The sequence below is a fragment of the Agrobacterium sp. B1(2019) genome, assembly GCF_008274755.1.
GTDB lineage: Bacteria > Pseudomonadota > Alphaproteobacteria > Rhizobiales > Rhizobiaceae > Agrobacterium > Agrobacterium salinitolerans.
Window position 1 is genome coordinate 2,579,970 of sequence record NZ_VTPB01000001.1, and the last position, 25,031, is coordinate 2,605,000.

20 protein-coding genes, 1 tRNA gene, 2 rRNA genes and 1 riboswitch (1 of these 24 only partly in view) are annotated in these 25,031 nt (G+C 58.0%); of the genes, 6 read left to right on the plus strand and 17 right to left on the minus strand.

What is annotated here, in order from left to right; genetic code table 11:
* Positions 1 to 165: 165 nt before the first annotated feature.
* Both pnp and AGR1_RS12965 read left to right on the plus strand, forming a co-directional pair.
* Positions 166 to 2,313, plus strand: coding sequence for a polyribonucleotide nucleotidyltransferase (gene pnp, locus AGR1_RS12960; RefSeq protein WP_149147071.1), 2,148 nt, complete (start codon positions 166 to 168; stop codon positions 2,311 to 2,313).
* 75 nt (positions 2,314 to 2,388) lie between these two features.
* A complete protein-coding gene (locus AGR1_RS12965) occupies positions 2,389 to 3,405 on the plus strand; it encodes a class I SAM-dependent methyltransferase (protein ID WP_149147072.1) in 1,017 nt (338 codons plus the stop codon).
* 17 nt (positions 3,406 to 3,422) lie between these two features.
* Here AGR1_RS12965 and AGR1_RS12970 read toward each other — a convergent pair whose 3' ends face one another.
* Positions 3,423 to 4,367, minus strand: coding sequence for an AEC family transporter (locus AGR1_RS12970; protein WP_080791980.1), 945 nt, complete (start codon positions 4,365 to 4,367; stop codon positions 3,423 to 3,425).
* Positions 4,368 to 4,846: 479 nt separating this feature from the next.
* On the opposite strand from AGR1_RS12970, the gene AGR1_RS12975 reads away from it, so the two are divergent.
* Entirely contained in the window at positions 4,847 to 5,839 is a 993-nt protein-coding gene (locus tag AGR1_RS12975; RefSeq protein WP_149147073.1) for an adenosine kinase, read from the plus strand.
* Here the strand turns inward: AGR1_RS12975 and AGR1_RS12980 are convergent.
* Complete coding sequence (locus tag AGR1_RS12980) at positions 5,832 to 6,365, minus strand: SH3 domain-containing protein (protein ID WP_169538602.1); 534 nt, start codon at positions 6,363 to 6,365, stop codon at positions 5,832 to 5,834. The genes AGR1_RS12975 and AGR1_RS12980 overlap by 8 nt on opposite strands.
* Positions 6,366 to 6,545: 180 nt before the next feature.
* On the opposite strand from AGR1_RS12980, the gene AGR1_RS12985 reads away from it, so the two are divergent.
* Positions 6,546 to 7,550 carry a D-glycerate dehydrogenase gene (locus tag AGR1_RS12985; RefSeq protein WP_149147074.1) on the plus strand — a complete coding sequence of 335 codons (1,005 nt, stop codon included), beginning with the start codon at positions 6,546 to 6,548 and terminating at the stop codon, positions 7,548 to 7,550.
* Between the two features lie 6 nt (positions 7,551 to 7,556).
* On the opposite strand, the gene AGR1_RS12990 is transcribed toward AGR1_RS12985, so the two are convergent.
* The 3 genes from AGR1_RS12990 to recF are packed head-to-tail and all read right to left on the minus strand — an operon-like array spanning position 7,557 to position 9,944.
* The gene (locus AGR1_RS12990) at positions 7,557 to 8,033 is read right to left on the minus strand and encodes a GNAT family N-acetyltransferase (RefSeq protein WP_080791988.1); all 477 of its coding nucleotides are present in this window, start codon (positions 8,031 to 8,033) and stop codon (positions 7,557 to 7,559) included.
* The gene (locus tag AGR1_RS12995; protein ID WP_149147075.1) at positions 8,030 to 8,797 is read right to left on the minus strand and encodes a molybdopterin-synthase adenylyltransferase MoeB; all 768 of its coding nucleotides are present in this window, start codon (positions 8,795 to 8,797) and stop codon (positions 8,030 to 8,032) included. Before AGR1_RS12995 ends, AGR1_RS12990 begins: the two co-directional genes overlap by 4 nt.
* A 22-nt stretch (positions 8,798 to 8,819) precedes the next feature.
* On the minus strand, positions 8,820 to 9,944 hold the full coding sequence (gene recF, locus AGR1_RS13000; protein ID WP_080791992.1) for a DNA replication/repair protein RecF: 1,125 nt from the start codon (positions 9,942 to 9,944) through the stop codon (positions 8,820 to 8,822).
* A 152-nt stretch (positions 9,945 to 10,096) separates the two neighbouring features.
* Between recF and AGR1_RS13005 the strand changes: the two genes are divergently transcribed.
* The gene (locus AGR1_RS13005) at positions 10,097 to 11,209 is read left to right on the plus strand and encodes an alpha/beta hydrolase (RefSeq protein ID WP_149147076.1); all 1,113 of its coding nucleotides are present in this window, start codon (positions 10,097 to 10,099) and stop codon (positions 11,207 to 11,209) included.
* A gap of 30 nt (positions 11,210 to 11,239) precedes the next feature.
* Here AGR1_RS13005 and nrdF read toward each other — a convergent pair whose 3' ends face one another.
* The 8 genes from nrdF to AGR1_RS13045 form a co-directional block, all read right to left on the minus strand.
* Positions 11,240 to 12,214, minus strand: coding sequence for a class 1b ribonucleoside-diphosphate reductase subunit beta (nrdF, locus tag AGR1_RS13010; RefSeq protein WP_080791998.1), 975 nt, complete (start codon positions 12,212 to 12,214; stop codon positions 11,240 to 11,242).
* A 16-nt stretch (positions 12,215 to 12,230) separates the two neighbouring features.
* Entirely contained in the window at positions 12,231 to 14,417 is a 2,187-nt protein-coding gene (gene nrdE, locus AGR1_RS13015) for a class 1b ribonucleoside-diphosphate reductase subunit alpha (RefSeq protein ID WP_149147077.1), read from the minus strand.
* Positions 14,405 to 14,803 (minus strand): class Ib ribonucleoside-diphosphate reductase assembly flavoprotein NrdI, encoded by a 399-nt coding sequence (gene nrdI / locus AGR1_RS13020; protein ID WP_080792007.1) that lies wholly within the window; start codon positions 14,801 to 14,803, stop codon positions 14,405 to 14,407. The genes nrdE and nrdI overlap by 13 nt, the downstream gene beginning before the upstream one ends.
* A 12-nt stretch (positions 14,804 to 14,815) precedes the next feature.
* A complete protein-coding gene (nrdH, locus tag AGR1_RS13025) occupies positions 14,816 to 15,037 on the minus strand; it encodes a glutaredoxin-like protein NrdH (RefSeq protein WP_149147078.1) in 222 nt (73 codons plus the stop codon).
* Positions 15,038 to 15,292: 255 nt separating this feature from the next.
* A riboswitch (cobalamin riboswitch) is annotated at positions 15,293 to 15,517 on the minus strand.
* 133 nt (positions 15,518 to 15,650) lie between these two features.
* Entirely contained in the window at positions 15,651 to 16,280 is a 630-nt protein-coding gene (locus AGR1_RS13030) for a nucleoside triphosphate hydrolase (protein WP_080792010.1), read from the minus strand.
* Positions 16,277 to 17,059, minus strand: coding sequence for an ATP-binding cassette domain-containing protein (locus AGR1_RS13035; protein ID WP_080792013.1), 783 nt, complete (start codon positions 17,057 to 17,059; stop codon positions 16,277 to 16,279). The genes AGR1_RS13030 and AGR1_RS13035 overlap by 4 nt, the downstream gene beginning before the upstream one ends.
* On the minus strand, positions 17,059 to 18,141 hold the full coding sequence (locus AGR1_RS13040) for an ABC transporter permease (protein WP_080792015.1): 1,083 nt from the start codon (positions 18,139 to 18,141) through the stop codon (positions 17,059 to 17,061). The genes AGR1_RS13035 and AGR1_RS13040 overlap by 1 nt, the downstream gene beginning before the upstream one ends.
* 227 nt (positions 18,142 to 18,368) lie before the next feature.
* Positions 18,369 to 19,391: a sugar ABC transporter substrate-binding protein gene (locus tag AGR1_RS13045; protein WP_077983295.1), complete on the minus strand. Its 1,023-nt coding sequence runs from the start codon at positions 19,389 to 19,391 to the stop codon at positions 18,369 to 18,371.
* A gap of 264 nt (positions 19,392 to 19,655) precedes the next feature.
* On the opposite strand from AGR1_RS13045, the gene AGR1_RS13050 reads away from it, so the two are divergent.
* A complete protein-coding gene (locus AGR1_RS13050; RefSeq protein WP_080792018.1) occupies positions 19,656 to 20,888 on the plus strand; it encodes an ROK family transcriptional regulator in 1,233 nt (410 codons plus the stop codon).
* A gap of 56 nt (positions 20,889 to 20,944) precedes the next feature.
* Here the strand turns inward: AGR1_RS13050 and recQ are convergent, their stop codons facing one another.
* The 4 genes from recQ to AGR1_RS13070 all read right to left on the minus strand — a co-directional run.
* Entirely contained in the window at positions 20,945 to 22,753 is a 1,809-nt protein-coding gene (recQ, locus tag AGR1_RS13055; RefSeq protein WP_149147079.1) for a DNA helicase RecQ, read from the minus strand.
* Positions 22,754 to 22,931: 178 nt separating this feature from the next.
* Positions 22,932 to 23,008 (minus strand) — tRNA-Met (locus tag AGR1_RS13060).
* A 100-nt stretch (positions 23,009 to 23,108) separates the two neighbouring features.
* Positions 23,109 to 23,223, minus strand: a 5S ribosomal RNA gene (rrf, locus tag AGR1_RS13065).
* Between the two features lie 386 nt (positions 23,224 to 23,609).
* Positions 23,610 to 25,031: ribosomal RNA gene (locus AGR1_RS13070) — 23S ribosomal RNA — on the minus strand (it continues 1,531 nt past the right edge of the window).

Genomic DNA, 25,031 nt, shown 5'->3' on the forward strand with positions numbered 1-25,031 from the left:
ACCCGGATGGGCCGGCGCCGCCTTTTTCAACCGCAGACCTGTCATGGGGCAGGATTGCCGGATGCTTGCTTGTCGAAAGCCTCCCGCTGTCTTGCCCGTGATTGAGTCACCGCGCTGCCACCGCCGGCACGATGCCGGTGCGGCAGCCACAACCAAGGACAAGATATGTTCAATCAACACTCCGTGGAAATCGAATGGGCAGGCCGCCCGCTGAAGCTCGAGACCGGCAAGGTTGCCCGTCAGGCTGACGGCGCCGTCATCGCAACCTACGGCGAGACGATGGTTCTCGCGACTGTGGTTTCCGCAAAGTCTCCGAAGCCGGGCCAGGACTTCTTCCCGCTGACGGTCAACTACCAGGAAAAGACCTACGCAGCCGGCAAGATCCCCGGCGGTTACTTCAAGCGCGAAGGCCGCCCGAGCGAAAACGAGACCCTCGTTTCGCGCCTGATCGACCGCCCGATCCGCCCGCTCTTCCCTGAAGGCTACAAGAACGACACGCAGGTTGTCGTCACCGTTATCCAGCACGATCTGGAAAATAACCCGGACGTCCTGTCGATGGTTGCGGCTTCCGCAGCGCTTACGCTGTCTGGCGTTCCCTTCATGGGCCCGGTTGGCGGCGCGCGCGTTGGCTACATCAACGGTGAATATGTCCTCAACCCGCATCTGGACGAAATGGACGAGTCTGTTCTCGATCTCGTCGTTGCCGGTACGCAGGACGCCGTTTTGATGGTTGAGTCCGAGGCCAAGGAACTCAACGAAGAAATCATGCTCGGCGCCGTCATGTTCGGTCATCGCGGCTTCCAGCCCGTTATCGACGCGATCATCAAGCTCGCCGAAGTTGCCGCCAAGGAACCGCGCGAATTCGAACCGGAAGATTTTTCCGCTCTCGAAAACGAAATGCTCGGTCTTGCTGAAACCGAACTGCGCGCCGCCTACAAGATCACCGAAAAGGCCGCCCGTTACGCCGCCGTCGACGCCGTCAAGGCGAAGGTAAAGGCGCACTTCCTGCCGGAAGAAGGCGAAGCCAAGTACACGCCGGAAGAAATCGGCGCTGTCTTCAAGCACCTCCAGGCGAAGATCGTTCGCTGGAACGTTCTCGACACCAAGAGCCGTATCGACGGCCGCGACCTGTCGACCGTTCGTCCGATCGTTTCGGAAGTTGGCCTGCTGCCGCGTACCCACGGTTCGGCTCTCTTCACCCGCGGCGAGACCCAGGCGATCGTTGTCGCAACGCTCGGCACCGGCGAAGACGAGCAGTATGTCGACAGCCTGACCGGCATGTACAAGGAACGCTTCCTGCTGCACTATAACTTCCCGCCCTACTCGGTCGGTGAAACTGGCCGCATGGGTTCCCCGGGCCGTCGCGAAATCGGTCACGGCAAGCTCGCATGGCGCGCTATCCGCCCGATGCTGCCGACTGCGGAGCAGTTCCCATACACGCTGCGCGTCGTTTCCGAAATCACCGAGTCCAACGGCTCCTCGTCGATGGCAACCGTTTGCGGCACCTCGCTTGCACTGATGGACGCCGGCGTTCCGCTGGCCAAGCCTGTTGCCGGTATCGCCATGGGCCTCATCCTCGAAGGCGAGCGCTTTGCGGTTCTCTCCGACATTCTCGGTGACGAAGACCACCTCGGCGACATGGACTTCAAGGTTGCGGGTACGGCCGACGGCATCACTTCGCTGCAGATGGACATCAAGATCGCCGGTATCACCGAAGAGATCATGAAGATCGCTCTGGAGCAGGCACAGGGCGGCCGCAAGCACATTCTCGGCGAAATGGCCAACGCCATCACCGAGAGCCGTGGCCAGCTCGGCGAATTCGCACCGCGCATCGAAGTGATGAACATTCCGGTCGACAAGATTCGTGAAGTCATCGGTTCCGGCGGCAAGATTATTCGCGAAATCGTCGAAAAGACCGGCGCGAAGATCAACATCGAAGACGACGGCACCGTCAAGATCGCCTCTTCTTCTGGCAAGGAAATCGAAGCGGCCCGCAAGTGGATCCACTCCATCGTTGCGGAACCGGAAGTCGGCGCCATCTATGAAGGCACTGTTGTCAAGACAGCCGACTTCGGCGCTTTCGTCAACTTCTTCGGCGCGCGTGACGGCCTCGTCCACATCTCGCAGCTCGCTTCCGAGCGTGTTGCCAAGACCTCCGACGTCGTCAAAGAAGGCGACAAGGTCTGGGTCAAGCTGATGGGCTTTGACGAGCGCGGCAAGGTTCGCCTGTCCATGAAGGTTGTCGACCAGGCGACTGGCAAGGAAGTCGTTGCCGACAAGAAGAAGGAAGACGGCGAAGCCGCTGCCGAATAAGGCAGCCCCGCCAGACCCTATCGAGGCGCGGGTTTTGCCCGCGCCTTTTTTCTATTTGACCTTGAGGATGCTCCCATGAGCCGTGACGCCGTGAAAACCCTTTTCCACCCCTTTGCCTCGGACATGCTTTCCATGCCGAAGGAGGGCGAACGCGTTCTGTTTCTGGGAGCGGAAGCCGGTCCTCGGCTGGATGGATTCGACGCGGAGATCGTCGCGGTTCAACATCTACGTCCGCTTTATCGTGCTCTGCAGGCTCAAGGCGCAGAAGTGACTCCTGATATTTCGGGCGAAGATTACGATGTAGCTCTGCTGCTTTGCGGCAAACATCGCGGCGAGAATGAAAACCGCGTCGCCGAAGCGCTTTCGCGCGTAAAGGCCGGCGGCCTCATCGTCGCAGCCGGATCGAAGGAAGACGGTATCGTGACGCTGCGCAAGACGCTGGCAAAGCTTGGCATCGAAGCGGAATCGACACCCAAATACCATGGCGTCGCACTCTGGTTCAAACGACCGGACGATGTTGCGGCCGTCGTATCGAAGCTCGCCCAGAAGCCGGTAACGGTTGAAGGCCGGTTCACCGCCCTCCCCGGCATGTTTTCCCATGACCGCGTGGATGACGGCTCGGAACTGCTCGCATCGCGCCTGCCGACCGATTTTGACGGCAACGCCGCCGATTTCGGCGCGGGCTGGGGTTATCTCTCCGTCATGCTGGCCGAGAAATCGCCGCGCACGGCCCGTATCGATCTGTTCGAAGCAGACTGGAACGCGCTGGAATTTGCAAAGACCAATCTTCTCGAAAACAATCCGCGGCTGACGGCGCGCTTCTTCTGGCAGGATCTGGCAAACGAGCCGCCGAAAGAAAAATACGACCTCATCATTATGAACCCGCCTTTCCATGCGGCGGGACAGGCAGCAGAACCTGCCCTCGGCCAGGCCTTCATCAAGGCTGCCGCCGGCGCACTGCGCAGCGGCGGCAAGCTGCTGATGGTCGCCAATCGCGGCATGCCCTATGAGCCGGTGCTCGCGGCTGAATTCCGCACCAGCACTGAAGTGTGCCGCAACGCCCGCTTCAAGATTCTGAGTGCCCAGAAGTAATCAACACAGCGGAATAATCAGCTCAACAGCCATGCCCATAGCGACACGGAAAGAACGCCGGTCGCTGTGGAAATGCTGATGGTGGAGGCGGCCACGCTGTGGCCGATGCCGAAGCGGTTGGCGATAAGCCAGGCATTCACCCCAGTCGGCACCGACGAGGTGAGCACGAGCGCCGCCGTCCATTCCCGGCTGAGACCGAGCGCATGACCCATTGCCCAAACGCAGGCGGGCAGCAGCAGCAGCTTGAACACCGTCATAGTGACGGCAATGCCCATATTGCCGCGAATGGTGTATTTGGTCAGCGCCATGCCAAGCGAAATCAGCGCCGCCGGCCCCGCCATAGACGCGATCTGATCGACCACGGTTTTCAAAATGGGCGTTAATGCAACGCCGGAGACATTGGTCGAAAGCCCGATGACAAGGCCGATCACCAGCGGATTGGTGATGAGATTGCGGCCCACCTGCCTGAACACCGCAGCCATGCTACGCCTTTCGCCGCCGACCGCCTTGTGTGTGGCGTTTTCCATGAGGATCGTGCCGGCGATCATCATCACCGGCAGGTGGATGGCGAGCAGGATGGAGAGAGCCACCAGCCCCTCATCCCCGACGGAGCGTCCGACCAACGGCAGGCCGATGAAGATATTGTTGGCAAATGCCGAGGAAATGCCGGCAATGACGGCGATGCGCACATCCTGCTTGAAGACATAACGGGTGACGATATGCCCGACCGTCCAGGTGATGGCGACGCCGGCGAAATAGGTGATCCAGAGCCGGAACGGCGATGCGCCGTGAAAATTCGCTTCCGCAAGGGTGCGGAAAATCAATGTCGGCACCGCGATCTTGAACACGAAGTCACTGAGAATATCGCCGGCATCGGCCCTGAACAGACCGGCCTTGACGGTGAGCCAGCCGATAAGGATGAGAATGAAAATCGGGGCGACATTCGCGGCAACGGCAGACATGGAGGGAAAGCTTTCGCGGCTTTTGCGGGAGATAATCCGCTTTAGAGCGTTTTCCACGGGAATGGAATCGCGAAAACGCTCCCACTCTTTGTTTTCTCCACATGGTGCCCAAGAAAGACAAAACTCTTGAGCCGCTTTGGGTAGAAAGCTCATCTTGGCCCGTAAAATCCGCAAGGCCTAACGTTACTAAAAAAGAAAAAGCGGGGTCTCCCCCGCCTTTTATGTCCGTTATATGCCGCCAGTACATCCGTGGCGGAGATAACGGTTGAGCCAGAAGACCATCATGTCTTCCATTCCGATATGCATTCACACACCTTTTGCTCTGACAAATGAAATAACCTACTTACATTACAGTCAGATGACGCGTTTTCGCTCCTCGCGCAGAACCGCATATTTTCTGTTTGGGCTTTTCTTGCCGCCAGAAATGTTTAAGACCTTTCGAAAAAATACGCACACCCCGTGCGAAACGGATAGGGCCTATGACGAAATTCGACGTACTGACTGTCGGCAACGCCATCGTCGACATCATTTCCCGCTGCGACGATCGCTTTCTCAACGACAATGCCATTACCAAAGGCGCGATGAACCTCATCGATGCGGAACGGGCCGAGCTGCTTTATTCGCTGATGGGGCCGGCTCTCGAAGCCTCCGGCGGCAGTGCTGGCAACACAGCGGCGGGCGTGGCGAATTTCGGCGGCAGAGCCGCTTATTTCGGTAAGGTGGCCGAAGACCAGCTTGGGGAAATCTTCCAGCACGACATCCGCGCGCAGGGCGTTTATTTCGAAACCAAGCCGGAAGGCACGTTCCCGCCGACCGCCCGCTCAATGATCTTCGTGACCGAAGACGGCGAGCGTTCGATGAACACCTATCTCGGCGCCTGCGTCGATCTCGGCCCGGAAGACGTGGAAGAAGACGTGGTGGCTGAGACAAAGGTTACCTATTTCGAAGGTTACCTGTGGGACCCGCCGCGCGCCAAGGACGCCATTCGCGAATGCGCCCGCATTGCGCATGAGAATGGCCGTGAAGTCTCCATGACGCTTTCCGACAGCTTTTGCGTCGGCCGCTATCGCGACGAATTCCTCGACCTGATGCGTTCCGGTACTGTGGACATTGTTTTCGCCAACAAGCAGGAAGCGCTTTCGCTTTACGAAACCGACGACTTCGAGCTTGCGCTGACCAAAATCGCCGCCGACTGCAAGATCGCCGCGGTGACGATGAGCGAAGAAGGCGCCGTCATCCTGCGCGGAACGGAACGTGTGAAGGTTGAAGCCTATCCGGTGCATGACGTTGTCGACACGACGGGCGCCGGCGATCTTTTCGCCGCCGGTTTCCTCTTCGGTTATACGCAGGACCGGTCGCTCGAAGATTGCGGCAAGCTCGGCTGCCTTGCGGCTGCAGCCGTCATTCAGCAGATCGGCCCGCGCCCCATGTCATCGCTCAAGGCGCTTGGTGAAAAGCACGGCCTTATTTAAAGGCTTCGCCCGGGTAAGCACCCCAGATTTCACCCTGCGAAACCCAGCCCGAGGCCTGACCGGCCTCGGCGCGGCACCAGTCGCCATTGCATTCGCCGATCCTGAAGACGACGCCCGGCTCAAGCCGCGCCACAACGGCAGCGCCCGACTGCGCCTCGCGGCGCATGTTCACATAAACTTCCTTGCCCTTGCCACGCATCCACGGGGCCGCAACGGCCGTTCGCTCACCGGAGAGCAGGGCCTGATTGACCCAGCCTTCCGTACCATCGGCATCGCGGATACGCCGCCAGTTTTCATATTCCTGGATGATTTCGACCGGCATTCCCGATTTCAAATACATCCAGGACACGGCATAATCCGTACTCGGGCCGATGCGCATATTGACGCGCTTTGATTTCAGGCTGACAAAACGCGGCAGCGGCAGGCCGCTTGCGCCTTTGGCGGCGCCCTGCGCCATGACTTCGGTTGCCGCACCGAAGAGGCCCAAAGACAATGCAATGCAAACGATAGAAACCACACTGCGCATGCCCATTTCCGTTTCCCGCCTTCTGCAAACCGGATGATATTTAAGGAGGCTCGTTTCCACATGCCTCAAGCTTCAGCGAGTTTTGTTTGTCTTCGCCGGTGGGTCTGGTAGAAACGCCCTGATTGAAAGAAATTATCGCTCTTTCTGGTTAATGACTTCTGAACAAGGCAGCGGCAAACGATGACCCACAAGAAGAGACCGACAGTCTATATAACCCGCAAATTGCCTGACGTCGTCGAAACCAGAATGCGCGAACTCTTCGATGCCGAACTGAATATAGACGATACGCCGCGCAGCGAGGCGGAGCTTGTCGCCGCCATGCAAAGGGTGGACGTGCTCGTGCCCACCGTTACTGACCGCATCACCGCGGCGATGATCGAGCAGGCAGGGCCGCAACTGAAACTCATCGCCAGCTTCTCCAACGGTATCGACCATGTGGATGTGGATGCTGCGGCCCGAAAGGGCATTACAGTCACCAACACGCCCAATGTGCTGACTGAGGACAGCGCCGACATCACCATGGCTCTCGTGCTCGCCGTGCCGCGCCGCATGATCGAAGGCACGCGGGTGCTTGCCAATGGCGCGGACGAGTGGCTCGGCTGGTCGCCGACATGGATGCTGGGACGGCGCATTTCCGGCAAGCGCATCGGCATTGTCGGGATGGGCCGCATCGGAACGGCGGTGGCGCGGCGCGCCAAGGCCTTTGGCCTCTCCATTCATTATCACAATCGCAAACGCGTCAATCCGGCAACGGAAGCAGAGCTTGAAGCGACCTATTGGGACAGTCTCGACCAGATGCTGGCGCGGGTGGATATCGTCTCCGTCAATTGCCCCTCGACGCCCGCGACCTATCACCTGATCTCGGCCCGGCGGCTGGCCCTGATGCAGCCCACCAGCTACATCGTCAATACCGCGCGCGGCGATATTATCGACGAGGCGGCGATGATCCAGTGCCTGCGCGAAGACAAGATCGCAGGCGCCGGTCTCGATGTCTATGAGAACGAGCCTGCCGTAAACCCCAAGCTCATCAAGCTCGCCAAGGAAGGCAAGGTCGTGCTGCTTCCGCATATGGGCTCTGCAACAATCGAGGGCCGTATCGAGATGGGTGATAAGGTCATCATCAACATCCGCACGCTATTCGACGGCCACCGCCCGCCGAACCGGGTGCTGCCGGGGCGGAACTGAGCCGGTTCAGCCGAGGAATTTGGTCATTTCGACCGAGGTCGTGCGATTATAACCGGCATGGGCGTTTTCGGCGGTCTTGACGAAACCCCAGGCGGCGAATTTGGTATGATTGGCGATAAGCTCGATACGAGTTTCCAGCCGCAGCGCCGGTAACGCCAATTCGCGGGCGAGCGCTTCGGCCTGCTCCAGAAGCATTCCGCCTATACCCTTTCCCTGCGCTTTTGGGAAAACGCAGAGTTTGCCGACATAAAGACAGGCCGGCGGCTCCGGTCGGCAAAATACGCAGCCCACAATCTCATCGCCATCAAGCGCCACGAAAGCGATCTCCACCCTCGCCTTCTCGGCAAGATTTTCCAGCGTCAGGCGATGAGCCGACGACGGCGGGTCGATGACGCCATCCATATAAGCGAAGGAGGACATGATGAGCGCCAGCAATTCCTGCCAGCGATCGAAATCCTCCCCGATCCTGACAATCTCCGTCATGGTTTTTTCCCTTCTGGCCGCCGCCTGTATCGCACGGTTTCGAAACGGGCCGACAGGGCGTCATAGAGGAGCAGGCGGCCGATCAGCGGCTCGCCGGCACCGGTGATAACCTTGATCGCCTCCATGGCCATAAGCGTACCGATAACCCCCGTCAGCGCGCCGACAATGCCTGTTTCCGCGCAACTGGGAATGAGGCCCTGCGGCGGCGGTTCCGGAAACAGGTCACGATAGCCGGGCAGCCGAGCGCCCTCGGTATTTGTCTCATAGGGTTTCAGCACCGTCACCGAACCATCAAAACGGCCGACAGCTCCCGTTACCAATGGTCTTTTCGCAGCTTCCGCGGCATCGGCGGCCGTATAACGCGTATCGAAATTATCCGATCCATCTATAAGGAGATCGAAGGATTGCAGATGGTCATGCGCCCAGACCTGCGAAAAGCGCTCTTCATAAACAAGCGTTCGGACATGCGGATTGAGCCGGGCGACGGCCTTGCGCGCGCTCTCCGTCTTCAGCTCCCCAATCGTACCGGTATCGTGGATGACCTGTCGCTGCAGATTGGACAGGGAAACCACATCGTCATCGATCATGCCGAGCGTGCCGACACCGGCAGCGGCAAGATAATGCAGCACAGGAGCGCCGAGACCGCCGGCCCCGATAACCAGCACGCGCGCCCCCTTCAACCGCTGCTGGCCCACGCCGCCGATTTCCGGCAACAGGATATGGCGCTTGTAGCGCTCGATTTCTTCCGGGCTCAGCGGGTCCATATCGCCCTCCATTTCTTAGCCGTCATGCGGTGATGCTCCCGTGGGATACGTTGAAGAATTGCGCCCTGTCGCCGAGGGCGGAGAACATCGCCGTATCCGTTCCGGTCATAAAACTCTGGCCGCCAAGGGCATGAATGAGATCGAACAGAGCCGCCCGCCTGCCTTCATCCAGATGGGCGGCGATCTCGTCCAGCAGCAGGACCGGCGCGTGGCCGGTCATGTTGGCGGTCAGTTGCGCATGCGCAAGCACCAGCCCCACCAGCAACGCCTTCTGTTCCCCGGTTGAACAGCGCTCGGCCTCCATATCCTTTTCCGCATGGCGCACGAACAGATCGACGCGGTGCGGCCCATCCAGTGTGCGGCCGGCAGCGGCGTCACGATACCGGCCATCACGCAGCATAAGCCTGTATTCATCCTCCAGATCGACGGCGGGACGATTGAGCCCATCGTCCATGAAACCGGAGAGAGAAAGCGCCGCAGAAGGGAAAACGGCATTGCCCGCCCGCCCCTCGATCAGGCTCTTTAAAAGGCCAAGCATCTCAAAACGTGCAATCGCCATTGAGATGCCGAGTTCGGCCATCTGCTTTTCGATACCGTCCAGCCAGACCGGATCGAAACGGCCTTCCGAAAGCAGGCGGTTGCGGCCGCGCATGGCTTTCTCGAAATCGCTTGCCCGCCTTCCGTGAGCGGGATCGAGCGACAAGACCAGCCGATCGAGGAAGCGCCGGCGGTCCGTGGACGAACCAGTGAAGAGACCGTCCATGGCGGGCGTCAGCCACAATACCCGCAGATGGTCGGTCAATTCATCGACGGATTTCACCGGCGTCCCGTTCAGTCTCAGGCGACGCGACACCACCTCGCCATCGCCTTCAATTCCCGTGCCGATGGCGACTTCGCCATCCATACCCTCGACATCGGCGAAGATCGAGAAGCCGGCTTCGGCCCCTACCCGCGTCACGTCAGACAGGGTGGCGCGGCGCAGCCCCCTTCCGGGAGAGAGGAAAGAGACAGCCTCCAGAAGATTGGTCTTGCCGGAACCGTTGTCGCCCGTCAGCACGACATGGCGGTCATCAAGCGTGAGCGCAGCCGCCGCATAATTGCGGAAGTTCGTGAGTTTCAGCCGTAAAAGCGACACCTTGTTCGTCATCTTTACGGCCTAAAACGAACGTAGATGGATAGCAAGGCGGCGAACGTCCCGCGACCATCAGCGAGCGTCAAAACCAGGCATATTATTCAGTAGTGGCAACTTTTTTAGCGGACGGCTATTTATGGGCGGTTCGTTGTCACCGGTAACCATCCATGCGCTTCTTTATTTCCCTGCTTCTCACGGTCAGCCTTCTTTCATCCTGCGCCGGACGGCCGGGAGCGGAAGTGCTGCAAGCCGTCAACACCCAGGTCGAAGATACAAAAATCGTGACCGCCTATGTTGCCAGCACCCGTGAGAAAAACGAAGAAGCGAAAAAGGGGTTCAGCACCCTGCGGGCTACCGACCCAAACTATGCCCGCTTCGATATTTCGATACCGCCGACCCACAAGAGCGGAAAAATCGAATGGTCGACCGGAAAACCGGATGCCAAGAAGGATTTCGTCGTCACGCAGGCGCAGATGCTGGACAGGGCGAATTTCAACAGCGACCTTGGAGATATTACGCGATCCGGCAAGCAGATCGCGCTTTTCGTGCATGGTTATAATTACAGCTATCAGGAAGCGCTCTTCCGCGCAGCGCAGATGGCTGCCGATGCCAATCTGAATGGTGTTCCGCTGGTTTTTTCCTGGCCATCGCAGGCCAATGTCACAGGCTATGTGGCGGACAAGGAATCGGCGACCTATTCGCGCGATGCGCTTGCCAATCTCCTGACGGATCTAACACGCCGATCTCCGCGCAAGAACATCGTCGTCTTCGGGCACAGCATGGGTGGCTGGCTGGTCATGGAGGCGTTGCGACAGTTGCGCTTCGAGGGCAGAAACGACGTCATCGCAAAGCTGCAGGTGGTTCTGGCCGCCCCAGATATCGATGCCGATGTCTTCCGCAAGCAGATCGATGTGGTTGGACGCCTAACCCCACCACTCACAGTCCTCGTGTCCAAGGACGACCGCGCCCTGAAAGCGTCTTCTATACTGGGCGCAGACGTGACACGGATTGGCGCACTGGATGTCACCGATCCAAAGGTCCAGGAAGCCGCCCTGAAAGAAGGGGTTCAGTTCGTGGATATCTCCAACCTCAAGGCATCTGACCCGCTCAACCATGACCGCTATGCCGCGCTGGCGTCGCTGGTGCCGCAGCTGGAAGCAAGCCGGAACGGCAACGGCCAAAATGGCATCGGCCGCGCAGGCGCCTTCGTGTTCGATGCGATCGGCGCCACCGTCGCCAGCCCCTTCCGCCTTGCGAGCCAGGTGGTGAACCCGCAATAGCTTTTGCGGGCTCCTGCCGACAAACCGGTTTCAGAAATCCCAGTCTTCGTCTTCGGTCGCAACCGCCTTGCCGATGACGTAGGACGATCCGGAGCCGGAGAAAAAGTCGTGGTTCTCGTCGGCATTGGGAGAGAGCGCCGACAGGATGGCCGGATTGACCCGGCAGGCCTCGGCCGGAAACAACGCCTCGTAACCCAGATTCATCAGGGCCTTGTTGGCGTTGTAATGCAGGAACTGCTTGACGTCTTCTGTCAGACCGACGCCGTCATAGAGGTCCTCCGTATATTTCGCCTCGTTGTCATAAAGCTCTAAAAGCAGGTCGAAGGCGAAATCCTTGATTTCCTGCCTTTCCTGCTCGCCGAGACGATCCACCGCCCGCTGGAACTTGTAGCCGATATAATAGCCATGCACGGCCTCGTCGCGGATGATGAGGCGGATGAGATCGGCTGTATTGGTGAGCTTGGCGCGGCTTGACCAGAACATCGGCAGGTAGAAGCCGGAATAGAACAGGAAGCTCTCCAGAAACACACTGGCTATCTTCTTCTTCAGCGGATCGCCGCTGTCATATTCCCGCATGACGAGTGCCGATTTGCGTTGCAGGAACTCGTTTTCCTCCGACCAGCGATAGGCGTCGTCCACGTCAGGGGTGAGGCACAGCGTCGAAAAGATCGACGAGTAGGAGCGCGCGTGCACGGCCTCCATGAAGGAGATATTGGAAAGCACCGCCTCCTCATGCGGTGTGGACGAATCCGCCATCAGACGCACCGCGCCGACACCGTTCTGGATGGTGTCCAGCAATGTCAGCCCGGTGAAGACGCGGATCGTCAGTTTCTGTTCTTCCGGCTTCAGCGTCCCCCAGGAGGGAATATCGTTGGAGAGCGGCACCTTTTCCGGTAGCCAGAAATTCGAGGTCAGGCGGTTCCAGACTTCGAGGTCCTTGTCGTCTTCGATGCGGTTCCAGTTGACCGCGCGGACGCGGGACGCGGGTTTTACGGCGATGTTCATTCTCTTGTCCCTCAAATCAGAGCGTGCAGGAAACGCAGCCCTGAACCTGCGTGCCTTCCAGCGCCATCTGGCGCAAACGGATGTAGTAGATGGTCTTGATGCCCTTCTTCCAGGCGTAGATCTGCGCGCGGTTGATATCGCGCGTCGTCGCCGTATCGCGGAAGAACAGCGTCAGCGACAGGCCCTGATCGACATGCTGGGTGGCCGCCGCATAGGTATCGATGATCTTTTCAGGGCCAATTTCATAGGCGTCCTGATAATATTCGAGATTGTCGTTCGAGAGATAGGAAGCCGGGTAATAAACGCGGCCGATCTTGCCCTCTTTACGGATTTCGATCTTCGAGACTATCGGATGAATGGAGGAGGTGGAGTGGTTGATGTAGGAAATCGAGCCTGTCGGCGGTACAGCCTGCAGGTTCTGGTTATAGAGACCTGATACCATGACCTCCTGCTTCAAAACCTTCCAGTCCTCCTGTGTCGGAATGGCAATGCCAGCCTTTTCGAACAACTCACGGACCTTTTCCGTCGCGGGCAACCATTCCCGGTCGGTATATTTGTCGAAATAGTCGCCCGAGGCATATTTGGAGTTTTCAAAGCCCTTGAAGCTCTGGCCCCGCTCCGCGGCCAACCGGTTGCTGGCGCGGATGGCGTGATAGGTGACGGTGTAGAAATAGATATTGGTGAAATCGACGCCTTCTTCCGAGCCATAGAAAATGCGCTCGCGCGCCAGATAGCCGTGCAAGTTCATCTGGCCAAGCCCGATCGCGTGGCTCGCATCATTGCCCTTTTCGACCGATGGCACGGAGGAAATATGGCTCATGTCCGACACGGCCGTCAGCGCCCGGATGGAGGTCTCGATCGTCTTGCCGAAATCGGCCGAATCCATTGCCGAGGCGATGTTGAGCGAGCCGAGATTGCAGGAGATATCCTTGCCCATATGGCTATAGGAGAGATCGGCGTTGAACTCACTCGCTTCGCTGACCTGCAGAATTTCCGAGCAGAGATTGCTCATGCTGATACGGCCGGCAATCGGATTAGCGCGGTTCACCGTATCTTCGAACATGATGTAGGGGTAACCGCTCTCGAACTGGATTTCGGCGATCACCTGGAAGAATTCGCGCGCCTTGATCTTCTTCTTACGGATGCGGCTGTCGGCTACCATTTCATGATATTTTTCGGTGACCGAGATTTCAGTGAAAGGCACGCCATAGATCCGCTCCACATCATAAGGCGAAAACAGATACATATCCTCATTATTGCGGGCGAGTTCGAAGGTGATATCGGGGATCACCACGCCGAGTGACAGCGTCTTGATGCGGATTTTTTCGTCGGCATTTTCGCGCTTGGTATCGAGGAAGCGCATGATATCCGGGTGGTGGGCGTGCAGATAGACCGCACCGGCACCCTGGCGCGCGCCAAGCTGGTTGGCATAGGAAAAGCTGTCTTCCAGCAGCTTCATCACGGGAATGACGCCGGATGACTGGTTCTCGATCTGCTTGATCGGCGCGCCGGCCTCGCGAATATTGGTCAAGGACAGGGCCACGCCGCCGCCGCGCTTGGAAAGCTGCAACGCCGAATTGATGGAGCGGCCAATACTTTCCATATTGTCTTCCACACGCAGCAGAAAACACGAGACCAGCTCGCCGCGGCTCTTCTTGCCGGCGTTGAGGAATGTCGGCGTTGCCGGCTGGAAGCGGCCTGAAATGATTTCATCGACCAGATTGCGGGCAAGCTGCTCATCACCGCGCGCAAGGGCCAGCGCCACCATGCAGACGCGATCCTCATAACGCTCGAGATAACGTTTTCCGTCGAAGGTCTTCAGCGTGTAGGAGGTGTAATATTTGAAGGCGCCGAGAAAGGTCGGAAAACGGAATTTCCGGGCATAGGCTTCGTTATAGAGGTCGCGAACGAAATTGAAGGAGTACTGATCCAGCACCTCCTGTTCGTAATATCCCTCGTTTACCAGATAATCGAGCTTTTCCCGGAGGTTATGGAAAAAAACCGTGTTCTGGTTGACGTGCTGGAGGAAATATTGCCGGGCGGCAAGGCGATCCTTGTCGAGCTGGATTTTCCCGTTCTCGTCATAAAGGTTCAGCATCGCGTTCAGCGCGTGATAGTCCAGAGCCGCATCAAGCGGCTTCTGGGTAACGGCGGCCGGCTGTTTGGCGTCCTTGCGCAGCGCGCTTGAGGTCAGCGTGTCCAAAATCGTTCCAATCCATGTTTGACGTTGGCGACATCTTCTTCCGTGCCGAGAAGCTCGAAGCGATAGAGAAACGGCACCGCGCATTTGCGCGAGACGATATCTCCGGCGGATGCGAAAGCTGCGCCAAAATTCGTGTTGCCCGCCGCGATGACGCCGCGAATGAGATTGCGGTTGGAGGGCTCGTTCAAAAACCGGATCACCGGCTTCGGCACGGCCCCTTTGGTGCCGCCGCCCCCATAGGTGGGGGTGACGAGCACATAGGGCTCGGACATTTGGGGAACATCTTCCTCAACGCCAAGCGGCAGACGAAACAGACGCCGTCCCAGTTTCAGAAGGAAACGATGGGTGTTTTCAGAACGGCTGGAATAATAGACGATCAGGCCCACCGCCCTGCCGCCTCAGCTAATCGCCCCGATCATATCAGGCCGGAAACCCGCCCAATGGCGTTCGCCGGCAACCACCACGGGCACCTGCATATAGCCTAGGCCACGGACATGATCGAGCGCATCCGCATCTTCGGAAATATCGATGATCTCATAGGGAACGCCGATGCGGTCGAGCGCACGATAGGTGGCGGAGCACTGGACGCAGGCGGGCTTGCTGTAAACGGTGACGGTCATGATTTCCTCTCTCGAAGCCGGTTTCGGACACGGCTCAACATTGCCGATTGCAATCGCAATCGGGCGGCGATGGATCTTTCATTCGGGTGGGCGTGCGCAGCTTTTAGCCGCGTAAAATCACTCTCTACGCCGACGAGCGCAGCAACTCAAACAAATGCACTGGCATGACTTCACCCCGAAGCTTGTTCTGGAGGGGGCAGAAAAGGGCGCACGCAAATCATTTGCGTCATACACCTTCCTCCGGACACCCCGCCCGTGGACGTTTGCGCTCAAGGCAGGTCTCCTGACTTGCGGGTCACAACATCTATTCCAGCCTTCCCGGAGCTTTTGGCTCCAGTGACCCAAATCGGAACGATGCTCGCCGCTTACAGTTGCGGGGGCAGTTTCGGCATTGTTCCGCCATGATGGCGTTGCGCACCGAATTCCCGTCTTAGCTCCCAATCCTTGCGAATCGGAAGAACCTCGAACACCACATATAGTATATGAGGAAATTTTCTCGTCAATAAATAGACATACGAAAGCCCCACCCTGTGGATCAAAAAGATTCAACACATGGCTAACAATGGCTTAACAGCGCATGCGCGCCGTCGCTCAAAGAGAGAAAAGCGTTAATCTATTCCCAGATATCGATGCGAATATCGGCGGGACGGGCGTTTTCGATCACCCTTTTTCCGTTAGGAAGATCGTTTTCGAAAAGCTTGGCGTGGATCTCGGCCGCATCGAGACCATAACCCTGCCATCTGTTCCGCAGCCTCTCTTCCAGCACGGCGAAGGACGGGCCCACGAAGATGGTGAGGTCAAAGCTTTCCGAAAGGCTTGTCCAGGGCGCTTCGTTCAGCAGCAGATAATTGCCCTCCGCGAGGATAAAGCGTGTTTCCGGCGCGATCGCCCGAGCAGACGCTATGGCGATTTCACGGGATCGGTCGAAAACCGGAACAAGGACCTCCTGCCCGCTCTCGCGGACAGCGGAGACGATATCGAGAAAACCGCGCACGTCGAATGTTTCCGGCGCGCCCTTTCGCGGCAGCAGCCCCCGTTCTTCAAGGATGCCATTATCCATATGGAAGCCGTCCATGGGCAGGACAGCGGCCGTTTCGCCTCGTGCGAGCAAAGCATCGCAAAGCGCATCTGCCAGCGTGGATTTGCCGGCCCCAGGAGGACCGGCAATAGCGACGATAAAACGGGATTTACCTTCTGCCCGCCGAAGAACGTCTTCGGCGATCATTTCAAGCTTCAGCGTCATGCAGCAAGCGTTTCCTTCGGCGCCTCCTTGGCCCCCGTCATGAAGGCGACCGCATCCGACATGGAATAGTCCTTCGGATTGATGACGCAGAGGCGCTTGCCGAGCCGATGGATATGGATGCGATCCGCAACTTCGAACACATGCGGCATGTTATGCGAGATGAGGACAATTGGCAGGCCGCGAGAGCGCACGTCGAGGATAAGCTCTAGAACACGTCGGCTTTCCTTGACACCAAGTGCCGCCGTCGGCTCGTCGAGGATGACGACCTTGGAGCCAAAGGCTGCCGCACGCGCCACCGCCACACCCTGGCGCTGACCCCCGGAAAGGGTTTCGACCGCCTGATTGATGTTCTGGATCGTCATCAGGCCGAGTTCCGACAGTTTCTCGCGGGCGAATTTTTCCATGGCCGGGCGGTCCAGCGCCCGGAACAAACTGCCCTGAATGCCGGGTTTACGGATTTCCCGCCCGAGAAACATATTGTCGGCTATAGAAAGCGCCGGCGAAAGCGCGAGGTTCTGATAGACCGTCTCGATGCCGGCCTTTCGCGCCTCGATTGGCGAGCGGAACTGGACGGGCTGGCCTTCCAGTCTGATCTCCCCTTCATCGGGTGTCACAGCACCGGAAATCGCCTTGATGAGAGAGGATTTGCCGGCGCCGTTGTCGCCGATCACGGCCAGGATTTCTCCGGGATAGAGATCGAAATCGGCATGGTCGAGGGCGGTCACACGACCATAGCGCTTGACGAGACTGCGTGCTGTGAGAATGGGTTCTTTTGCCATCAGCCTGCTACCTTTCTGATCCACTGGTCGATTGCTACAGCCATGATGATGAGGACGCCGATCAAGAGATAGGTCCATTGTGGATCTGTTCCGATAAGCCGGAGGCCGAGCGAAAAGACGCCGACGATCAACGCACCGAAAATCATACCCATAATCGAGCCGCGCCCGCCGAACAGTGAAAGGCCGCCGATAACCACCGCAGTGATGGATTCGATATTGGCGAACTGGCCGGCCGTCGGTGAAACCGAGCCGATGCGCCCGATCAAGGCCCAGCCGGCGAAGGCGCAGATGAGGCCGGACAGGGTGTAAACGGTCGTCAGCATGCGCTTTACGTTGACACCGGCAAGTTCGGCGGCATCCGGATCGTCACCCACCGCATAAAGATGGCGACCCCAGGCGGTACGATTTAGCACATACCAGAGCAGTGCGACGAGCAGAACCATGGCGATGACGCCATAGGTGAAGACCGCACTGCCGAAGCGGACGCTGCTACCGAAAAATTGCAGGATAGGCGCTTGCTGGGCAATGTCCTGGGCGCGGATTGTTTCGTTGGCGGAGTAGAGAAAATTGGTGGCCAGCACGATCTGCCACATGCCGAGCGTGACGATGAAGGGAGGCAGCCGCATGCGCGACACCAGAATACCGTTGATGAAACCGCAAAATGCGCCGACTGCAAGGCCACAGAGAATGGCGAATTCCGCCGGCAAGCCGTAACGGAAGGTGAACTGCCCCATGATGACGGAGGACAGGACCATGATCGCGCCAACCGACAGATCGATGCCCGCCGTCAGGATGACCAGCGACTGCGCCGCGCCGACAATACCGACGATGGCGACCTGCTGCAAAATAAGGGTCAGCGTGAAGGCCGAGAAAAACTTGCCGCCGAGAAGCAGGCCGAAAACAATCAGCGACAGCACCAAAACGATAAGCGGAACGGCCGCCGGGCTGGAATGGAGAAAGTGCTGCAGTTTTTCCAGCACACTCTTGTCGTGCGTATCGAAAGCGGCGACCTGCGTCGAGCTTCCCGAAAGCACCTTTTCAAATTCATTATGCGGCTGAGGCCGCACCGGTTGATCGCTCATGGATTTTCCTCCCGATCGCTCTATCGCACCCGCCCTGACGCCGGGGTCTATCTCCAAAGAGAATGACGCGTAGATTTCAAAGTGTTGTAAAGCCGCCCATACCATCCCCGCAGGGACGCTCGCCGCGCTCGTTTGTTCCTTTGTCCGATCCCCCGGATCGTGCCTGATATTCATTCTGGTCCAAGGGCGGGGGCACGAATGCCCCCGCGGGTTTCAACGGCGAGGCATCAGCCCCAGCACTTGTTGAGACCTTCCTTCGTATCGATCGAATCGAGGCCCTTGACCGGCTTGTCGGTTACCAGCGTCACGCCGGTATCGACGAAGTTCTTGCCTTCGGTCGGCTTCGGCTTTTCACCCGTGTCGGCAAACTTCTTGACGGCTTCGACGCCGAGAGCCGCCATCAGCAGCGGGTATTGCTGCGAGGTCGCGCCGATCACGCCTTCCGCCACGTTCTTGACGCCCGGGCAACCGCCGTCGACAGAAACGATCAGAACATCCTTTTCACGGCCGACCGCTTTCAGCGCCTCATAAGCGCCGGCTGCTGCGGGCTCGTTGATGGTGTGGACGACATTGATAGTCGGATCCTTCTGCAGCAGATTTTCCATCGCAGCGCGGCCGCCTTCTTCGTTACCATTGGTGACGTCATGGCCAACGATGCGCGGATCGTCCTCGTCGCCGATCTTGTTGATGTCCTTCACGTCGATGCCAAAGCCTTTCATGAAGCCCTGGTTGCGCAGCACGTCCACTGTCGGCTGGGAGGGGGTGAGGTTAAGGAAGGCGATTTTCGCATCCTTGGCCTTGTCGCCAAGCGTACCGGCAGCCCATTTGCCGATCAGTTCACCGGCAAGAAGATTGTCGGTGGCGAAGGTGGAATCGGCAGCATCAACGGGTTCGAGCGGCGTATCGAGGGCAATGACCAGAAGGCCGGCATCACGCGCCTTCTGTACTGCTGGAACGATGCCCTTCGTATCCGATGCGGTAATCAGGATACCCTTGGCACCATCGGCAATGCAGGTTTCGATGGCGGCCACCTGGCTTTCGGAATCGCCGTCGATCTTGCCGGCATAGGATTTCAGCGTCACGCCAAGTTCTTTAGCCTTGGCGGTCGCACCTTCTTTCATCTTGACGAAAAAGGGATTGGTATCGGTTTTGGTGATGAGGCAAACCGAGGTATCGGCTGCAGACGCAACGGACGCGAAAGAAACGCCAAGCGCAAGCGCGCCCAGAAGAGCGGAAACAGTGGTCTTCATGAGATCCTCCCAATGGATATTTGAGCACCGTTACGGTTACCCGACGGCCCCGTCTCCTCCGAGATCAACGACCGTTGGCTCAGATGGAACCACCAATGGAAACGCCTGTCAATAAATAAATCCGATTGAATTATTAATTCTCTATGGCATTCTAATACCCGGCAGGGAGGAATATCGCCGCGTCGTTTAACGTTGCGATAGCAAGATTGCCATAAAGCCTGCTGTATCGGTCGCGGCGGATGTTGCGGGCGGGAGGATGACACAATGAGACAATCTGTCGAGACGGCGCCCCCGGCGGCGCCCACCACCATGGATATAAGCGGCGGCGCCAACCAGATCGGCGTGCGCGCTTATAATGAGCGGCTCGTGCTGTCTCTCGTTCGTCGCCACGGCGGACTGTCAAAAGCTGAGATATCAAGACTTTGCGGCCTTTCAGCACAGACCGTCTCGGTTATCATGCGCTCGCTTGAAAAGGACGGGCTTCTCATTCGCGGTGAAAGGCTGCGCGGCAAAGTCGGCCAGCCGTCCACGCCGATGCGGCTTAATCCCGACGCCGTTTTTTCTTTCGGTGTGAAGATCGGCCGACGCAGCGTCGATCTCGTGCTGATGGATTTTGTCGGCCGGATCAGGCTCAAGCTGCGCAGAACATATCCCTACCCCCTGCCGGAATGGATATTGCCGTTCGTGATCGACGGCATAACAGAACTCGAATCGAAGCTTTCCCCTGCCGAGCGGGAGAAAATTGCCGGTGTCGGCATCGCCGCTCCATTCGAATTATGGAACTGGGCACAGGAAGTGGGCGCACCGCAGATTGAAATGGAACGGTGGCGGGGCGTCGATATCCGGTCGGAAATTGCTGAAAATGTCAGCTATCCGGTTTTTCTGCAGAACGACGCCACCAGTGCCTGCGGCGCCGAACTGGTTTTTGGTGCAGGCCAGCACTATCCGGATTTTCTTTACGTTTTCATCGGCTCCTTCATAGGCGGCGGCGTCGTTTTGAATTCGGCGCTATTTTCCGGAAAGACGGGAACGGCCGGCGCCATCGGCCCCCTGCCGGTGCAGGGGCAGGATGGCAATACCGTCCAGCTTCTGAAAATCGCGTCGATCTTCGTTCTGGAAAACATGTTGCGCGAAAAGGGCATCGATCCGCGCCCCCTGTGGTTTTCTCCCGACGAGTGGATCGATTTCGGCGAGCCGCTGGAAAGCTGGATCAGGAAAACCGCCGCAGCGCTGGCGCAGGCCGTCATTGCCGCAGCCTCAATCATCGATTTTTCAAGCGTCATCATCGATGGCGGTTTTCCCGATTGGGTCAGAACAAGGATCGTCGCCGCCACCCGCCTTGCCCTTAAACACCACGATCTGCAGGGCGTCACGGTACCCGACATCATCGAAGGCGCGGTTGGCAGCCAGGCGAGGGCAATCGGCGGCGCCAGCTTGCCCCTGTTTTCGCGCTATCTCATCGATCAGAACGTTCTGTTCAAGGACACGACCGGCTGAGCCTTCGCAGCGCTCTCGGATTTCATGAATAGGCTATCAATTTGGATATCTTCAGGTCACTCGCCAGCGGCGTGCTGCATGATCGCCGCCAGAAAGGCAGGCCCGTATCGCTCCAGCTTGGTGTCCCCGACGCCGGGAATCTCAGCCATTTCCTTCGCCGAGGCCGGTTTTATCGCCGCGAGTTCCATGAGGGTCTTGTCGTGGAAAATCACATAGGGTGGAACGTTCTGTGCCCGGGCGATCTCCATACGCTTGGCACGCAGCGCCTCAAAAAGGCTGCGATCGGATTCCGGCAAGACCGTCGATACCGTGTTGCGCGGCGTCTGCTGCCGTGCGGAACGGGGAGCGGATGGTATCCTCAGCATCAATGCCGGTTTTTCGCGCAGGAACCGCCGTCCATCCTCGGAGATGGACAGGCCGCCATGTCCGGACAGATCCACTTCAATCATACGTAACGCAACCAGCTGACGCAGGATGGCGCGCCATGTGCGGTTGTCGTGCTCCTTCCCTATCCCGTAGGTGGTAATGCGGTCATGGCCGAAGCGGGAAATCCGCTCGTCCTCGACACCCAGCAATACGCGGATGACATAGGCCTGGCCAAAACGTTCACCCGTGCGATAAATACAGGACAGAAGTTTCTGCGCGGCGATGGCCCCGTCAAACAGGTCCGGCGGCTCGGCGCAGGTATCGCAATTGCCGCAGGGCTCGCACCGGTCGCCGAAATAGGAGAGCAGAACCTGCCGGCGGCAACTGGCCGTTTCTGCGAGGCCGAGCAGCGCATCGAGCTTCTGGCGCTCCATATATTTGCGCTGGTCCGCGGCATCAGATTCTTCGATGAAACGATTGCGCAGGGCAATATCTTCATAGCCATAGAGCATGAGCACGTCCGACGGCAAACCATCACGACCGGCTCGGCCTGTTTCCTGATAATAGGCCTCGATACTGCCGGGCAGGTCGACATGCACCACGAAGCGCACATCCGGCTTGTCTATACCCATGCCGAAAGCAACGGTCGCGACAATGATGACCGCCTCGCCGTGCTGGAAACGGCTCTGGTTTTCCTCACGGGCGGCCTTGTCCATGCCGGCGTGATAGGACAACGCATCGCGCCCCTCCTCCCGCAGCCATGCCGCCGTTTCGTCCACCTTGCGTTTGGAAAGGCAATAGACGATACCGCTCTCACCGTCGCGATCCTTCAAAAAGCGCTTCAGCTGCGCGCGCGGATTGTCCTTTTCCATGATCGCATAGCGGATATTGGGTCGGTCGAACCCGGCAATGAAGGCATCATGTTCTTCAATCCCCAGGTGACCGAGAATTTCGGCGCGCGTCGGCTCGTCGGCCGTCGCCGTCAACGCCATGCGCGGCGTATCGGGAAAACGCTCAATCAGCGCGTCGAGCTGGCGGTAGGGCGGTCGGAAATCATGCCCCCATTGCGAAAGGCAATGAGCCTCATCGATGGCGATCAGCGACAGGGCAATGGATTGCAACGCATCGAGGACATCCGGCTTGAGCAGGGTTTCCGGCGCGGCATAAAGAATATCGACCTTGCCGGCCCGCATGTCCCGCCAGAGCGCGCGCCGCTCTTCCAGGGAAAGATCGGAATTGAGAGCTTCGGCCCGCACGCCGGCCTGACGCAGGGCAGCGACCTGATCGACCATCAGCGCGATAAGCGGCGAAACGATCAACCCCATGCCATTGCGAGCAAGCGCCGGAATCTGGTAACAAATGGACTTTCCGCCGCCGGTCGGCATCAAAACGAAAGCATTGTTTCCCGCCATTACATGCCCAATGATGTCGGCCTGCCTTCCGCGAAACGCATCGTAGCCATAGACGGTCTTGAGAATATGCAAGGGATCGGCGGTCACGGCGGTTTTTATCCGAAGTGGAATGATGGTGCATCATCACGGTTTTGGGATCGATGGCAATGCCGAAGATGCAGTTGGCCATGGCAGTAGATAGCGTTATTGATTTTTGACCAGCCACAGCGAATGCAAAAAGGGCTCCGCGTTTCCTTGGAGCCCTTTGATAAGTCTTCGTAAATTTTGGTTGCGGGGGCAGGATTTGAACCTGCGGCCTTCAGGTTATGAGCCTGACGAGCTACCGGGCTGCTCCACCCCGCGTTGATTATTTTTATTATAGCATAAAGGCCGCATTTGCGGCCTTTTGGTTTGGGCTTTTGCCCGATTTGTGATTGAGAAGATTTTGTGTTGCGTTTTGCAGACCTGGCAGCGACCTACTCTCCCGCGTCTTGAGACGAAGTACCATTGGCGCTGGGGCGTTTCACGGCCGTGTTCGGAATGGGAACGGGTGCGGCCGCCCCGCGATAACCACCAGGTCGGCAAAACGCAACATATGTTCATGCGGTAGCATGAACATATGTTGTTCTTTTCTGGATTGGCATGCCTTATCCCGTTTGCTTGTCGCTCACGGGGGACGCCAATGGGCCATACGGACACCTCATGTATGAGGGACCATGTGACCAAAGCAACCTAGTTCATGTTTTCACATGGAAACTGTTGTTTCGAGAAGCTGGGAAGCTTGCGCTTCGTTTTAATTTACACGTCTTTTCTTGACCTGTCCGTATTCTACCTTTGCTCGACAGCGAGCGAGGCAGCCATACAGACCAGAGGTCGTCACGCCTTGTGGCGCGGCCCGTCCGGAGCCCATCGGGCGTCAGGACAGAAGAATAATGCTCATCTTCGATGAGCATGAACAATGGGAACGAAGAAGTCGATCGAGCTATTAGTAACGGGAAGCTTCACACATTGCTGTGCTTCCACACCCGTCCTATCAACGTGGTCGTCTTCCACGGCTCTGATAGGGAACACTCGTTTTCAGGTTGGTTTCCCGCTTAGATGCCTTCAGCGGTTATCCATTCCGTATATAGCTACTCTGCTATGCCCTTGGCAGGACAACAGATCCACCAGAGATACGTCCATCCCGGTCCTCTCGTACTAGGGACAGATCCTGTCAATATTCCTACACCCACGGCAGATAGGGACCGAACTGTCTCACGACGTTCTGAACCCAACTCACGTACCGCTTTAAATGGCGAACAGCCATACCCTTGGGACCTGCTCCAGCCCCAGGATGCGATGAGTCGACATCGAGGTGCCAAACAACCCCGTCGATATGGACTCTTGGGGGTCATCAGCCTGTTATCCCCGGCGTACCTTTTATCCGTTGAGCGATGGCCCTTCCACACGGGACCACCGGATCACTATGACCGACTTTCGTCTCTGCTCGACTTGTCAGTCTCGCAGTCAGGCTAGCTTATGCCATTGCACTCGACGACCGATTTCCGACCGGTCTGAGCTAACCATCGCGCGCCTCCGTTACTCTTTCGGAGGCGACCGCCCCAGTCAAACTACCCACCATACACTGTCCCGGATCCGGATAACGGACCGCGGTTAGACATCCACGAAGATAAGGGTGGTATTTCAAGGATGGCTCCACAGAAACTGGCGTCCCTGCTTCAAAGCCTACCACCTATCCTACACATGCCTTGGCGAATGCCAGTGTAAAGCTATAGTAAAGGTGCACGGGGTCTTTCCGTCTGACCGCAGGAACCCCGCATCTTCACGGGGAATTCAATTTCACTGAGTCTATGTTGGAGACAGCGGGGAAGTCGTTACGCCATTCGTGCAGGTCGGAACTTACCCGACAAGGAATTTCGCTACCTTAGGACCGTTATAGTTACGGCCGCCGTTTACTGGGGCTTCAGTTCAGAGCTTGCACCCCTCCCTTTAACCTTCCAGCACCGGGCAGGCGTCAGACCCTATACGTCGTATTGCTACTTCGCAGAGCCCTGTGTTTTTGATAAACAGTCGCTACCCCCTGGTCTGTGCCACCCCATCATACTTGCGTACAAAAGGGTCACGCTTCTTCCGAAGTTACGCGTGCAATTTGCCGAGTTCCTTCAACATAGTTCTCTCAAGCGCCTTGGTATACTCTACCTGACCACCTGTGTCGGTTTCGGGTACGGTCTATACGGTGGAGCTATTTCCTGGAACCTCTTCGCCGCCCAACCAATCCAGTAAGGTTGAACAACACACGAGATCCGTCACTACCACCAGGCCCACGAATATTAACGTGGTTCCCATCGACTACGCGTGTCCGCCTCGTCTTAGGGGCCGGCTAACC

Coding starts and splice junctions, on each gene's coding strand:
- AGR1_RS13050 (WP_080792018.1), top strand. CDS start 19,656: ATGAGACAATCTGTCGAGACGGCGCCCCCGGCGGCGCCCACCACCATG.
- AGR1_RS12990 (WP_080791988.1), bottom strand. CDS start 8,033: ATGACGGAGATTGTCAGGATCGGGGAGGATTTCGATCGCTGGCAGGAA.
- nrdH (WP_149147078.1), bottom strand. CDS start 15,037: ATGACCGTCACCGTTTACAGCAAGCCCGCCTGCGTCCAGTGCTCCGCC.
- AGR1_RS12985 (WP_149147074.1), top strand. CDS start 6,546: ATGACCCACAAGAAGAGACCGACAGTCTATATAACCCGCAAATTGCCT.
- AGR1_RS12995 (WP_149147075.1), bottom strand. CDS start 8,797: ATGGACCCGCTGAGCCCGGAAGAAATCGAGCGCTACAAGCGCCATATC.
- AGR1_RS13030 (WP_080792010.1), bottom strand. CDS start 16,280: ATGACGCTGAAGCTTGAAATGATCGCCGAAGACGTTCTTCGGCGGGCA.
- AGR1_RS13040 (WP_080792015.1), bottom strand. CDS start 18,141: ATGAGCGATCAACCGGTGCGGCCTCAGCCGCATAATGAATTTGAAAAG.
- AGR1_RS12970 (WP_080791980.1), bottom strand. CDS start 4,367: ATGTCTGCCGTTGCCGCGAATGTCGCCCCGATTTTCATTCTCATCCTT.
- AGR1_RS13045 (WP_077983295.1), bottom strand. CDS start 19,391: ATGAAGACCACTGTTTCCGCTCTTCTGGGCGCGCTTGCGCTTGGCGTT.
- AGR1_RS13005 (WP_149147076.1), top strand. CDS start 10,097: ATGCGCTTCTTTATTTCCCTGCTTCTCACGGTCAGCCTTCTTTCATCC.
- AGR1_RS12980 (WP_169538602.1), bottom strand. CDS start 6,365: ATGCGCAGTGTGGTTTCTATCGTTTGCATTGCATTGTCTTTGGGCCTC.
- AGR1_RS12965 (WP_149147072.1), top strand. CDS start 2,389: ATGAGCCGTGACGCCGTGAAAACCCTTTTCCACCCCTTTGCCTCGGAC.
- nrdF (WP_080791998.1), bottom strand. CDS start 12,214: ATGAACATCGCCGTAAAACCCGCGTCCCGCGTCCGCGCGGTCAACTGG.
- AGR1_RS13035 (WP_080792013.1), bottom strand. CDS start 17,059: ATGGCAAAAGAACCCATTCTCACAGCACGCAGTCTCGTCAAGCGCTAT.
- AGR1_RS12975 (WP_149147073.1), top strand. CDS start 4,847: ATGACGAAATTCGACGTACTGACTGTCGGCAACGCCATCGTCGACATC.
- recF (WP_080791992.1), bottom strand. CDS start 9,944: ATGACGAACAAGGTGTCGCTTTTACGGCTGAAACTCACGAACTTCCGC.
- pnp (WP_149147071.1), top strand. CDS start 166: ATGTTCAATCAACACTCCGTGGAAATCGAATGGGCAGGCCGCCCGCTG.